Source organism: Sporosarcina sp. SG10008, assembly GCF_044569405.1.
Classification (GTDB): Bacteria; Bacillota; Bacilli; order Bacillales_A; family Planococcaceae; genus Sporosarcina; species Sporosarcina psychrophila.
Window position 1 is genome coordinate 3,259,812 of the sequence record NZ_CP172607.1, and the last position, 13,025, is coordinate 3,272,836.

General features: G+C 37.2%; 12 protein-coding genes. 1 reads left to right on the top strand and 11 read right to left on the bottom strand.

Translation table 11 applies throughout. The annotated features are described in order from the left end of the window. Window positions 1-52 precede the first annotated feature (52 nt). The 3 genes from ACGLYD_RS15455 to ACGLYD_RS15465 form a co-directional block, all read right to left on the bottom strand. Window positions 53-709, bottom strand: coding sequence for a Type 1 glutamine amidotransferase-like domain-containing protein (locus ACGLYD_RS15455; protein WP_399628979.1), 657 nt, complete (start codon window positions 707-709; stop codon window positions 53-55). Window positions 710-775: 66 nt separating this feature from the next. Then, window positions 776-1,285 carry a MepB family protein gene (locus ACGLYD_RS15460; RefSeq protein ID WP_399628981.1) on the bottom strand — a complete coding sequence of 170 codons (510 nt, stop codon included), beginning with the start codon at window positions 1,283-1,285 and terminating at the stop codon, window positions 776-778. A gap of 337 nt (window positions 1,286-1,622) precedes the next feature. Beyond that, entirely contained in the window at window positions 1,623-2,705 is a 1,083-nt protein-coding gene (locus ACGLYD_RS15465) for an NAD/NADP octopine/nopaline dehydrogenase family protein (protein ID WP_338655226.1), read from the bottom strand. Between the two features lie 266 nt (window positions 2,706-2,971). On the opposite strand from ACGLYD_RS15465, the gene ACGLYD_RS15470 reads away from it, so the two are divergent. Further along, a complete protein-coding gene (locus ACGLYD_RS15470) occupies window positions 2,972-3,529 on the top strand; it encodes a transposase (protein WP_399628983.1) in 558 nt (185 codons plus the stop codon). 186 nt (window positions 3,530-3,715) lie between these two features. Here ACGLYD_RS15470 and ACGLYD_RS15475 read toward each other — a convergent pair whose 3' ends face one another. The 8 genes from ACGLYD_RS15475 to ACGLYD_RS15510 all read right to left on the bottom strand — a co-directional run bounded on the left by ACGLYD_RS15475 (window position 3,716) and on the right by ACGLYD_RS15510 (window position 12,725). Then, window positions 3,716-3,970 carry a GlsB/YeaQ/YmgE family stress response membrane protein gene (locus tag ACGLYD_RS15475; RefSeq protein WP_340740791.1) on the bottom strand — a complete coding sequence of 85 codons (255 nt, stop codon included), beginning with the start codon at window positions 3,968-3,970 and terminating at the stop codon, window positions 3,716-3,718. Window positions 3,971-4,183: 213 nt separating this feature from the next. Beyond that, complete coding sequence (locus tag ACGLYD_RS15480) at window positions 4,184-4,639, bottom strand: DUF4274 domain-containing protein (protein WP_399628985.1); 456 nt, start codon at window positions 4,637-4,639, stop codon at window positions 4,184-4,186. A gap of 113 nt (window positions 4,640-4,752) precedes the next feature. Further along, the gene (locus ACGLYD_RS15485; protein WP_399628987.1) at window positions 4,753-5,583 is read right to left on the bottom strand and encodes an AHH domain-containing protein; all 831 of its coding nucleotides are present in this window, start codon (window positions 5,581-5,583) and stop codon (window positions 4,753-4,755) included. Between the two features lie 388 nt (window positions 5,584-5,971). After that, window positions 5,972-6,451 (bottom strand): DUF2247 family protein, encoded by a 480-nt coding sequence (locus ACGLYD_RS15490; protein WP_399628990.1) that lies wholly within the window; start codon window positions 6,449-6,451, stop codon window positions 5,972-5,974. A gap of 585 nt (window positions 6,452-7,036) precedes the next feature. Continuing rightward, window positions 7,037-7,480: an SMI1/KNR4 family protein gene (locus ACGLYD_RS15495; protein WP_399628993.1), complete on the bottom strand. Its 444-nt coding sequence runs from the start codon at window positions 7,478-7,480 to the stop codon at window positions 7,037-7,039. Further along, window positions 7,477-7,734, bottom strand: a complete 258-nt coding sequence (locus ACGLYD_RS15500; RefSeq protein ID WP_340740795.1) for an HNH/ENDO VII family nuclease — start codon at window positions 7,732-7,734, stop codon at window positions 7,477-7,479. The genes ACGLYD_RS15495 and ACGLYD_RS15500 overlap by 4 nt, the downstream gene beginning before the upstream one ends. Window positions 7,735-7,893: 159 nt before the next feature. Then, window positions 7,894-11,376, bottom strand: coding sequence for a right-handed parallel beta-helix repeat-containing protein (locus ACGLYD_RS15505; RefSeq protein WP_399628996.1), 3,483 nt, complete (start codon window positions 11,374-11,376; stop codon window positions 7,894-7,896). A gap of 464 nt (window positions 11,377-11,840) precedes the next feature. After that, the gene (locus ACGLYD_RS15510; RefSeq protein WP_399628998.1) at window positions 11,841-12,725 is read right to left on the bottom strand and encodes a hypothetical protein; all 885 of its coding nucleotides are present in this window, start codon (window positions 12,723-12,725) and stop codon (window positions 11,841-11,843) included. Window positions 12,726-13,025 lie beyond the last annotated feature (300 nt).

Genomic DNA, 13,025 nt, shown 5'->3' on the forward strand with positions numbered 1-13,025 from the left:
CAGCCATATTTCGGCCAGAGGACTCCTTTGGTGCACAGACATCGCTTTTCAACTAGAACGTCTCATCCAATTTCTGAATCTCTGAGTGAGAAATTAAGTATACATTGCCAAAAATGTCGATTTTGTCTCCCTTTATACGTAGAGCGCAATCCTTGTTAGACGCATAAATATTCATTTCTTCCGATAAGGGAGATAGTTCGCTTTGAACCAGCGCCATGTTATTTTCAAGATCAAAATGAGACAGGACGGAAAAATTGTCAAGACCGATTCCGTCGTAAACAGAGTTCATTTCAACTTCATCTCCAAAGTTTTTCGAGCATAACCATTTAGCGGACATGTTGATTGCTCCAGCGCTTGCTCCCATCACAACAGCGTTGCTTTTTTTAATCGAATCCGATAACTCATAGTCTATCAAAAAACGATTTTGATTAAGAATATTCCCACCCAACAAGAAAATAACTGAAGCATTTTGAATTAACGTTTGGGCATCTTCCTTCTGTACGCGGTAATTGATTAAATGATATTCATCAAACATAATGTCAGCCTGGTCAAGCCACGAGCGTTCTGTAGCACCATCATCTCCATAAATAGATGGATTCGAGCTAATCATAGCAAGCGATTTTCTATCAGTTATATCCCCCTGTAACACCCTACCCAGATTCTCTGGGAAAAAGTTGCTAAACCAACCTAAATAATAGTGAGTTTTCATAAGTACCCCCGTAGCAAAGTATAAATAATATTAATTTACTGCGTTACTCATTCTGATTGCAGAGAATTACAAAGAATATAGTTCTAGTATTTTCTCTATAGCTAAGTTATTCGAGTTACTCATATCAACAAAATAGGGTAACTGCCATTCTTGAGTTTTCATCGCTTGTTTACTTGTTGGACTATCCCAGCTAGGATAAATTCTTATTGCCATTTTCCCCGTTGTTGAACTGGACCTGAGAATGTTCTGCTTGAAAAGAATTTCTTTCAGAAAAATAAATTGCCCGAATTCATTTTCATTTTTAAAGGTAGTAATCACTAACAAATCCGGTGCTTTTGCATATGAATAGGCTTGATTTTTATTATTTTCATCTTTTTCCCAAAATGCAACAAACTGCCCTACTTTGGCAGGCGTACTATTCGCAACTCTGAATCGAACTGTTCTAGAAGATAATTCAAATGTACCCGCACCATACTTGAAATTTTGCTTTTCTTCTTGTATCGACTTTACAGTTAAGTGATTGGGCCCATAAATGATTTTACTTACATAGGTTAATGCTGTATAAAAGTTGTTCATTTCTTCACTCCCAAAACCTTTACCTAAACGGCGGTTCGTTTGTTGAATACAGTTCTTATTGAAAATCAGTTAAATTAGTACAACAAGTATATCAATAATGTATGTTTTTCACATTAATCATCTAGAAAATATGAGACCGTAATCATTGAGCACTGAAACTACTTTTTCAGGAGTTTGTAGTAGTGCTGCTAGGACTTGAAGTGCAACGCCGGACCCAGAAAAAAAGTTCGATTACATCGCCAACACAACAACAGGTGGTGGGAAATTTGGATTGAAAATAAAAAAACTCCAGCCATGTTTCGGCCAGAGGACTCCTTTGGTGCACAGGTATCGCTTTTCAATCTACTGAAACAGCAAGAGTACCGATTATCTTCTCCAAGTTTTCTTTACCAAGTAATTCGACAGTCCTCGCATTCTCTCTAAAATCCGTAGCAAGAGCAGCAGACGCGATGTTAATTAAACCTGTGCATGTAGGCGTTTCGACGTCTAACATCAGCCCCAATGATTCCAGCAATACGAGACCTTCGGGAACGTCTTCTGTTATAAATCTTGAATCCGCTACAAATGGACCTTCTGGTGAACTGTTTTTAGCATATGTTAAAAATGCTTCTTTCGCATCAATTGTTTGGTTTTCAAAGTTACGGAATTTGCAGGCTTCCACGTAAGACAATCGTTCCAATCCTACTTTCTCCAGCACATCCATTTTTTCTTTATCGAGGCTTTCTACCATATTCCAGACGTGGGGTGTGAACACTTCTTTGTACATCCAATAGTCGCCTTCAGTATATTCAATTCGAGGAATACTCATAATTCCTCCGATCGTATGGACAATTAAATTGGGGTTGTGGAGAGCAGCTTCGATGACTGATTCGAGGTAAACAAAATGATAGTGTAGCGTATTTAACTTTTCTTGAATAACTGCTTTATCTTTTTCCGTATAGATCGCAATCGGATTTCTAACATTTTTAAACAATATCTTCACTTTACCAGGTTCAATAATTCTACAGTCAATTGGCGAGCTTTGTGCTTCAACAATTGTAAAGCGCTTTTTCTTTTCATGTTTCAAGAAATAAGCTGTCGATAAATAGCCCGGCTCTAGCAACACGATTTGGTCTTCATTCATGAAAGGTAATATACGTTTAATAACTTGTTCATGGTAATTCGTTTGTACATAAATGATAATTATTTCAGCATTTTTGATTGCCGCCTCAACATCCGTCGTCACTACATCTAGATATACGGTATTTTCTTCCTTGCCATCCACAATGGTGATTTGACCTTTATTATTCGTTAGGTAATCAAAATTTTCGTTATGCAAACTCTTTGAAGTCTTTAACAAAGTGACTAGATGACCCTTACGTTTTAAATCAGCAGCGATTGTTGTTCCACCATGTCCTGCTCCTACAACTGTGATTCTCATAAAAACCCCTCCAGTAATTTGATCAATTCTATGCAACTCTTCAAATGTTTATTTCCCAGAAGTTTCCTCCTTGACTATTAATATACCACTGTTTTTATTATTTTTCATTTATTCCAAAAATAAGAAGATGTGTGAAGGTTAAAAATCGGTACCTAAAATTAATTCGTCATTGACAGAACAAACCGAATAGTGTTATACTTAACTTCCAATAAAATGCACTCTGATGCTGTCAAAGGTTATCAGAAAAAGGCGATCATTCTTCATGAATGATCGCCTTTCGCAATTTCTATTTGAAATTTGGTACCCGTTCAACAAATAACAACGAACAATTCATACGAACACGTGAAGAACCGTTACGCTACATTGAATTTTTTGATTCCGAAGGCACGTCTTTCCATCTACTCACGAAACGTCTCGATTTAACTGAAGCAGAAATCTTAGAGACATACAAGAACCGCTGGTACATCGAGCTCTTCTTCAAATGGATTAAGCAGCATTTAAAGGTTAGCCATTTGTTCAGCCATTCGCCCGCAGGCATTTGGAATCAGCTGTTTATTACGTTGATTACCTTTGCCCTTATTGAAATCTTGCGACTCATTCATCAACCTGAAAAATCAGTATGGGAATTTTTAAGGGTATTTCGTCTCTATATGTTCAATCCAATCAGCCAACTTTTAACTACCTGTAAACGTCGGTTAAAGAAAAGCAAAGGAAGGCAAAGGTTGCCTGATTCCAAACCGATAGAAATCCGTTTTGGAGAAGATTTCGCGATTGTTAGCCCGATTACTAAAGAGCATTTTTCAAGAAAAAACTCTAATGTATAAAAAAGAAAACAATTCGTCATCTACGGACGTGTTTCCTTTTTTGGTTTTATAGAATGAGTAAAAAGCGGTCCTCCACAGATTAGATCGTGGAAGGCCGCTTTTTATTATATACACAGTCACCATTAATTGTCGCTTACACATGATTCACTTAACCGTATAGAAATAAACTGAAAGGTCTATTTACCATTACGAAACTTTACGCATTGATCTCATAATTAAGCTTACAATGAACACAAGTATAATTGCTCCAATGAAAGCAGGGATGATGTAGAAATCAGAAATTTTAGGCCCCCAACTTCCAAGAAGCATACCACCAATCCATGCACCGATAATACCTGCGATAATATTACCAATAATTCCACCTGGGATATCTTTCCCCAAAATCATACCTGCAAGCCAACCGATAATCCCGCCAATTATTAAAAACCAAATGAAACTCATACTGTCCATCTCCTATTTTGTAGTTTAATATTCCGCTATAGTCTTCTTTAACCTTTATTACATCCCTTCAAACATTAATGAGGAAAAAATCAACCTTGCTTTCTGCTGACAGTTCCTACTGCCAAGCCTGTAGTGGACCAGCGTTTCCCCATGACTAGCACACAGAAAAACCTTGAAAGACACTTTGCCAATCAAGGTTTTTAAGCAACCACATTATATTTTAGGAATATCAACCATTTCGCCTGGGGATTTACTAATAAGTATATCAGGAAGGTTTGGGTTATTTTTTTTCAACTTATACTTTTGAATTTTTGTTAAACCAGGGTCAAAGAAAATATTCTGCGATTTAAATTCTAATTTTATAAGTTTGTTATAAATCTTATTCAAGAAATCTTTCCATTTCTCTAATGAAGAACTTGAAAATTCATCTGAATTATCTAACAAACTGTAGCCGTCTGCATAATGAAACATTAGTAAACCCGTCCCTAAATCACAAGCCTCATTTTCTAAAATAACTGTTAGTACATCAAATCCACTATTCCAATTATAATTTGCTACAAAAAAATGGAGTATTAGTGGGTTATCTACCTTGCTTAACTGACTGATTAAATTATTTTTATCCGTATTATATAGCAACTCTTCAAGAAAATTAATATCTTTCTTATCCATGATATTTTCCCTCCCACTATGCTTTTAGAAATCTAATTTTCCAAATGCTTTAGCTTTCTTTCCCAGAGTTCTATTGTTGCGCCTTGACTAGGATAAAGCGGTAATCCTTTCTCCTATAATTTCTTTAAATTTTGTTGTAAATCATACACTTGTTTTTGTAGACTATCAACACTTTGATCAATATCCATTCTATTTAATGCTTTTTCTACCATTTGGTTATAAACAGAATGATATCCTCTATGCCTAGACATTGTGCTTATATCATTATTAGGTATTCTTAGAAAAATCCCATTTGAGACGTCATCAAAATTCATTCCAATTTTTTTAATAACAGGATTCTTTGCCATTTCAGAAGGAATAATATGCTGTGCTTGATAACCACTCCATTTAGTTGAACGTTTAAGTCCCATCTCTTCCATCATATTTTTCCCTAACTTAGTAGAGTCTCCTCCAGTTACGACACCAGGTTTACCAGGAATTAGTCTATTAGGATTAACTATACCCTTCCCAGCATCCTTAGCCTTTTCACCAGTTTTCAAAGCATCATGTGCAGTATCATACATCTTAGCTGGCTTAATGAACGTGAATAGAGCGGCTTCAAATCGTTCGTTTTCCGTCGCATCAGCGCTTAACATAGTACCGATATCTTCCGTAAAGAAGTCAAACGCACCCACGGCATAAGGCGCAAGGCCATCCGGAGTTCCTGGTCCATTTCCACCTACTACTTTCCTCATACCCTCAAATGTAATTTCTCCATCATAAGGTGGCAGCGTCTGTGAAACGGTTCTAAAATAGCTTGAAACACTGAAGGAATGGCGAGTGGCAGTCCACGTAAAATGCACGAATTGCGTTTCCCCTTCGCCTTTCAACGAATCTTCCATCACAACGAGTCCTTGAACTCCTTCTTGGATGGTTTCCATTTCATTGCCTAGACGATCAAGCATCGTGATGTTCTGATGGACTATGTTATCTGTATATTTATGCTTTTCACAAACAAAAAAAGCGTCACAACAATATACTGTTGTGGCGCCCTTTTCCCTCGCTATTACGCATTTTCAATTTCAACGTCAGAAAGTAAATTACCTAGAGCCAACCAATGCTCTTTGACTAGTTTCGGTGCCACTCACACAACTCAGTCCCAATTTTTCAATTAACGGCGTCTTAAGTCGTAGTAACAACCATTAGACACGATTACTAAACTGGTAAATTAGCTAACACTTTGTTTAGTCCTTGACCACTGTTTCAGCTAAAAATGCCCATAGTTTACTTTTTCTCTTGTTCTCTTGTTCTTTTAAGTTCTTCTTTCTCTACCCATAGAATCAAGTAAAATAGCTAACTAAATCTCACACTCTCTAATTTTAAAAATTCATCTAACCTATTTACCATATTTTCTTTCGTAGTTGGGACTTCTTGAGGCATATAATTAACAAAACTCACCATATCTTCTGGGTAGTGATGATTTCCATAAAACTCTGCAATTTTATTTAATAATTCATTATCTTCTTTACATCTTTCTCTCATTACAGACAAACAAACAAATCTGAGTTTTCTATTCGCCTCTACTAATATTGTGCTTTCTTCATTTAATTGAGGGAAATAATTAGTTTTTATTTCTAACATCACTTTACCTAAATCTTCACTAGATACTCCCCATGCAAGTTCACTAACAAACCCACTTTCATCACCAATCTCCATCAACTCTACCGCATAGTCAGAAATAACGTCTTTACTAAAATAATTTTCTTGGACACCTACAAAAATAGTTTTCCAGTCATACTCTATATGTCTATTTTTTAAATCTTTTAAGTTCATATTATTCATCTCCTACTTTTTTGGAATTTGATTTGGCTTACCCATAAAATTTGCACCTGTGCAACAAACAACAACGAACGATTCACGAAATTGCATAAAGAATCCAATGAAATTAGAAATTGCAGTTAATACCTAGTCCACGCCTTATAAATATGTAATTGTAGCGAGTTGACGGAATAGTGTCACGAACTGGTACCTGACACTAATTTGGGAACAGTTCTGTTCTAATGTCACTTCTAAACTTAAGGACATCCCATTGGCTCAGCACGAATGTTTTGATGGTACAACCTTCATGAGTTATGAATTTCAGTAAAGCATCATCCATGTCGTCCCATGTTTAAATTTCTCACAAAAAACAAAAACATTTGATTGCCTAAAAGGTAATCAAATGTTTATATAAAGTAATTCATTACTAATTCTATTTTTAAACCAACAAGCCTATTTAATTTCGTAAGTTATTGTCTTGTTACCAGTAATAATAATTCGTATGTTAAAGTTGTCATCTCGCTAAGCTTATTGCTTTCATCCGCACAGTTGATTTTGTTCATAATACTTTCTAATAGTAACATTTTTATAAGCTCTTGATTAAAAATGTATATTCAATTCTTCTCGAATCGCTTTTTCTAAATATTCTTCAAAACTTCCTGCTATTATTTCTTTTCCACCAAAATCAAAGTCAAATGTAATGATTTCTGTATTAGAAGAATTAAAACCTACTGGATTTCCTGCACCGTCTAGTCCAATAACAATAAAATTCTCATGCCCTTCAGGAAGAATATTTCTAAACTGTAGAGATTTCTCTACAAATGAAGGTGTAGCAAAAAATTCCGCCTCTCTCAATCCTAAAACAATTGCTTCACCAACTGCTCCCGAACCATACCTCAAAAGAAAATTTTTATAATCCTCTGGTAATTTTACTTTGAGTTCATCTTCAGCTTGTATTACTTCCTCAATATTAACAGGCCCTCCAAAGGCTTCAGGGCACATTTCAAACTCTTCATCAATTGCATTTAACAATTCTATTTTCATTCAATTATCCCCCTTTTAATCATTTCATTGGCATATCTTGCTTTCCAATATTCTTTACGCCATTTATTGAATTCCTGCCTCGCTTCTCCACCGCCAACTCCACCCTTATTTCCAAATGGATGCTGTCTTTTGTTTCCTAGATCATGGTATCTACTAGGCATCTCAATTATTGGTCCTTCAACTCTTTGTTCATGATGATGAAGTATAATTGTTTGTGTACCTGTGCAACAAAATACAACAAACAATTCAACCAATAGTATAAAAACCCAATAAAGATTAGATAGTTAGGTACCTATCTAATCTCCTTTTCATAAATATGTAATTGTAGTGAATTGTCAAAATATTTTCTTGCACAGGCACCTGAAATTATCGTCGGAATAGTATCAGGTACCTGAAATTAAACAACAAATCATTCAACTCTCCAACAAAACTAAATCATCCTTCGTAATTTCTTTTTCGAGAGCAAGCCTATTTTGTTTATTGCTCGCCACAGCCATTCGATAATCGACTTTACGCGTTATTTCTTTCGCTATTTTTTTAGCAAGACCGGCATTTCCGAAATGACTATCTCTACGCGCATAAATCTCTTCATAGTGACGAACTAATGCACGCTTTGCTTCATCTGTTATGCCGTACCCTTTACGATAAAGGTCGGTAATCTCCATTAATTCCTTTGGTGTATAATCTTCAAAATGGAGCGTTAGTCCGAAACGTCGACGGAGTCCGGGGTTGCTGTCTAAGAAACGATTCATTTCTTTTTCGTACCCAGCGGCAATTAATAGGAACTCTCCTTGTCGATCGGACATTTTTTTCAGCAACACGTCCACTGCTTTTTTCCCGAAGTCATTCTCTCCACCACTCGCAAGTGTGTACGCTTCATCAATAAACAACGCACTACCCATCGCTCGTTCAATCAGCCCGGCTGTCAGCTTCTCCGTTTCACCAATATGACTACCGACTAAATCGCTGCGATCTACTTCAATCAGATCGCCTCGTTCTAATAATCCAAGCGCTTGATAAATACCAGCGAGCACACGACCGACCTCGGTTTTACCTGTCCCTGGTTTACCAATCAACAGCGTGTGGTTCATCAATTTCTCTGTAGAATGATTTTCTCGTTTGTAGTATCTCATTAATTCAATCATTTTATCTATTTCAGCCTTTACAGAACCAAGGCCGATAAACTGATGGAGTTCTGCACGTTTATGGGCGAGTAGTACTTCATCGATTGGAACTTCGTACGTCTTCACTCCACGCTCTTGTACCGCTTGTACAACGTCTTGTTCTTCAAACGTCGTCAATACCTTCTCCGTCCACTCTTCACGCGGAAGTTTCGCAATTCTCATCGACTGAGCAAGCCCGATTTGATCGTATAGTATACGTGCCATTCGAGCGTTACTAAATGTTTCATCGCGCATACGATAACGTTCCACGAACTCCTCATAAACTGCTTGTTTGGCAGCAGGAGTAAGCACATGGCTTCCTTCACACTGGCTAAGGAAGATTTGAAGCAACTCATCTGGTGTATAGTCTTGAAAGTGAATCTTTTCAGTAAAACGATCTTTCAATCCCGGATTAGACGCTAGGAAACGGCTCATTTCTTCGGTATAGCCTGCCGCGATGACAATGAATTCACCGCGAGAATTTTCCATTGCAGGCAGCAACGTTTCAATTACTTTTTTTCCGTAATCCTTACTAGAATTGCCCCCTGCTACAAGCGTATACGCTTCGTCTATAAAGAGGACGCCACCCATAGCTTCCTTAATAATTACTTTCGTTCGTTCTTCTGATTCACCAACATGCGTTCCAACAAGATCTTCCCGCTTCACTTCAGTTACGTGGCCTGTCTTTAATAAACCTAGTTCCTTAAAAATCTTTCCTATAAGCCGAGCGACTGTCGTTTTACCAGTGCCCGGATTACCTTGAAAGACCATATGAGGCGCTACCATCGGATTAGCTTTCATTCCACGCTCTAATTTGAATTGGTTAATGTCGCTTACGTTTTTAAACTCCTGGATTTTGTCTTTCACATCTTCCAGTCCAATAAACCCGTTCAAACCATTCATGAAAACATCCACCTGATCAGTAGGTGATGAATCTACAGTAGAGGAATGTCCAGCACTGCCGCCTAATTTACTAGTGATTGGTGGAACCTGCAAGTCCGTATCGGTGAGCACAGGAACACTGTCATCAAAGCGGACTAAATCTCCTGCTTGGTTGTTCTCAAAAGAACAGTCGTTAAGAACCGGAACCGAACGCTCGAGTCTCAGTCCAGCCTTCTTTCCATTCATCACTTGCACCCCAGTGAATACAGCATCCGAACAATCTTGCAAGATGATTTGATCATCACGATGACCATGTACTCGAGTTACCGTCACTTCAGTACGCTCCACCTTACTCAAGACGATTCCTGACGATTTACCGTCATAGATTTCACACTCCGTTATAAAGACTTCTGCAGATTCCGTTGCTCTTATTTGTGGCCTTTTATGATTGAACAAAATTGACCGTTCTACTGAAATAACTACTTCAGGACCTGCAAGTATGCCGTTCTTATCGCCACTCGATATTTTGCAATCGGTAATTTCTGCTTTAGCCGCAGCACTGAGTAAAACGTTGGATCCCTTATGACCGAAGATGATGCAATTGGCTGCCGTCAACTCGGATTCTTTCACAACTATCCCTGCACTATCCCCACTCTTTACTGCGGTATTCGACAGAATTACTTCCGATTGTTCAGAAGCAAAAATCTGTACACCACTATGATGGCTAATAAGAGAATCCGAAATAGTCACTTGACTACTTGTCACGTAAACTCCTTTATTGGTTCCACTCTCAATTTCACAACCCAGAATCGTGAACACGCTTTGAGTAAACGCAGAGAGTTGCGTCATCTGATTGTACTTTACTTCAGATTCGATGAGTGTACACGTGGAATTTTCGGAAACAATTCCTCTAGACGCACCCGAAAGGATCTGGGTTTTTGTAATCGCGAGTTTGCTTTGTTCGTTACAGGAAATTTGGTCTCCTTTTTGGTTTTTAAACTGTGAGTCGGATAGCTCAACTGATGAACCACTGACGTTCATTCCTTCAGCCTCACCATTTTCAAACGTACTTGCCTCGACTTCGATATGGGATCCATTCGTAAATGCTACATGCTCCAAACTCTGGTTTTTAAAGACACAATTTTTCAGGACACCCTTAGATTGATCACAATAGATTCCTTGGACATGTCCAAAATAAAAATTCGTACTTTCTACGTCCATAGAACTGTCTTGTTCCAAACGAAGTTGAACCCCGCGATTCCCGATGAATGAACTTTTGGTGATTGTTGCTCGACTCGTTTCATACAAGCAAAGGCCTTCTTCTTGCCCACTTAAAATTCCGGAATTCGTTACCGCGACTTCTCCTCCTGCGCGCACACTAATTTGTGCAGACTTGATCGTGTCTTCTACTATGCATTCGAACAAAGCCAAACGCCCTAATACCTCAATCCCTTGTATGTTTTTTTGAAAGATCGAATGCTCTGCGGATACTTTTGCAGCTGCATCAACTCGCATTGCAACTCCTTGAATCTCAGAGAAAAGACAGTGGTGAAGCGTTACATCTCCTGTTTCGATATGTAAACCATAGTCCACTGGACCAGTGCCTCCTCCAATACCGATCGATTCGATACGCACTTCTTCCGTTGTCGCGATACGAACACTTCCTGTTAGACGAACTGAGCTCGCTTCACCTTCTGAACTTCGAAGAACGAGCAGCTTATCGATTGTCACATGTTCATCATAAACACCTTCATCAACTTCCACTGTATCTCCTGGTAGAGCTGTCTCTACTGCAACCTGAATGGTTTTGTAGTTGGATCCTTCACGCTGAGACACTTGAATAATTGCCACGTATCTTCCCACTTTCTATTAGTAAATTCAATTAATTTCTATACTTTGTATTTTTCTACACACAATTATACGCGGGAGTTCTATCATCCGTTAAGTATACTAGTAAGCCTAGGAACAGAGTAAAGAACTGCTTGTGAACAAGAGTAGATAGCAAAATTTTAAGGTACCCTTTAAAATCGGTACCTATGCAAGAAGAAACAACAAACAATTCACGCAATTGAATAAAAACGCAAAAAAAGATTAGATATTATAGTAAATACCTAATCGAAGACTTATAAATATGTAATTGTAATGAATTGTGTCCGAAATAAAGGGTTCAAACCACAGTGGTACCTGATATTTAATGAATAAATACCAAATCGGCCAAACTAACCGCTTTTCTTCCCTTTGTATAAAGAACCATGCGACTCTGTGGCATCTTCAATTGCTGGATATAAACAATAAAATCAAGTGAGCAGTTCCCCTTACACAGATACTCGATATATCTCATAAATATAAGTTTCCCCAATCAACTTCTTAATAACTTTTCTCGATCCATCTGGGTTATTTAATACAGAAGTTTTATCATCTATGTAGTAATCAAGTATAAGTTCAAATTCGGGTAAAGTAGGAGAGACCTCTAATAAAATAAATTTTTTTGTGCTTTTTGGAAATAGAATATATATTAAAAATAATGCCTGAAGTATGATTAAGAAAACAGTGAATATAATGTTTAGCGCTACCGATTCTAACATGTAAGCCGAATCAGACAATAAATGCATATTAAAGGATCCAATAATGGCCAGAAAGAACATGATTATCGTTTCTATTAATTTTGGGAATCTTGCTTTAATCGGGCTAATGATAATATTTATTGTTAACGGTCGAAACGCGAAATTTCTATTAAACATTTTGGAAAACAGGAACTTTAAACCATTAAAAGTCCAAGCAAGAATTAGTAATATGACTACGCAAATATATATAGTTAAGCATAAAAGTATAATAACTATTACAGCATACTCGAAAAAAGTTATTTGACTTACTAAAAACATCCCAAGTAAATTTATTATAAAAAAGATTACAGATAAAAGAATTAATGTAGAAATAGATTTTCCGAAAATAAACTTTGCATGTTCTTTTTTGTGCAAAAGTTTAATATCAAATGATGTAAGACTATTATTTTCAAATAACAGTCTGGTGAAAAATAATAATACCGGCACTGCAAGAATAAGTCCTATAATAATAAAAGTTATCTTTTCACCTGCTCCAAATTTCTCGAACTTTTCATTCAAACTATTTAAACTTTCAAATACAGAAAATAAGTTTTCTAAAGGCATTATCAATGGATTTCCTGTTAGCCCGCTCATCATAAAACCCCTCCTTTTTATGGTTTAGTATAATTATCAATTCGATTAAAAGAAGCTTTCAACTTATTGGGTAATATTTGGATGACACCTTTTCCATGTGAATAAAATCTTCAGTCCTTAATCGATGGCTGCATGTGCAATGGCTCCTACACGGGACGTATTTCGGTATCCCCGCGTCCAAATACATCACGACAGACTTCACACGTTTGTCCAATACTTCAAACCGTAGCATGACCTACTCGTGCTACGATATTGCCCATGCTATGGTCATAGCCAAGTAAGCTTTACAACAAAACTTTCTTT

Coding starts and splice junctions, on each gene's coding strand:
- ACGLYD_RS15455 (WP_399628979.1), bottom strand. CDS start 709: ATGAAAACTCACTATTATTTAGGTTGGTTTAGCAACTTTTTCCCAGAG.
- ACGLYD_RS15460 (WP_399628981.1), bottom strand. CDS start 1,285: ATGAACAACTTTTATACAGCATTAACCTATGTAAGTAAAATCATTTAT.
- ACGLYD_RS15465 (WP_338655226.1), bottom strand. CDS start 2,705: ATGAGAATCACAGTTGTAGGAGCAGGACATGGTGGAACAACAATCGCT.
- ACGLYD_RS15470 (WP_399628983.1), top strand. CDS start 2,972: ATGATCGCCTTTCGCAATTTCTATTTGAAATTTGGTACCCGTTCAACA.
- ACGLYD_RS15475 (WP_340740791.1), bottom strand. CDS start 3,970: ATGAGTTTCATTTGGTTTTTAATAATTGGCGGGATTATCGGTTGGCTT.
- ACGLYD_RS15480 (WP_399628985.1), bottom strand. CDS start 4,639: ATGGATAAGAAAGATATTAATTTTCTTGAAGAGTTGCTATATAATACG.
- ACGLYD_RS15485 (WP_399628987.1), bottom strand. CDS start 5,583: ATGCTTGATCGTCTAGGCAATGAAATGGAAACCATCCAAGAAGGAGTT.
- ACGLYD_RS15490 (WP_399628990.1), bottom strand. CDS start 6,451: ATGAACTTAAAAGATTTAAAAAATAGACATATAGAGTATGACTGGAAA.
- ACGLYD_RS15495 (WP_399628993.1), bottom strand. CDS start 7,480: ATGAAAATAGAATTGTTAAATGCAATTGATGAAGAGTTTGAAATGTGC.
- ACGLYD_RS15510 (WP_399628998.1), bottom strand. CDS start 12,725: ATGATGAGCGGGCTAACAGGAAATCCATTGATAATGCCTTTAGAAAAC.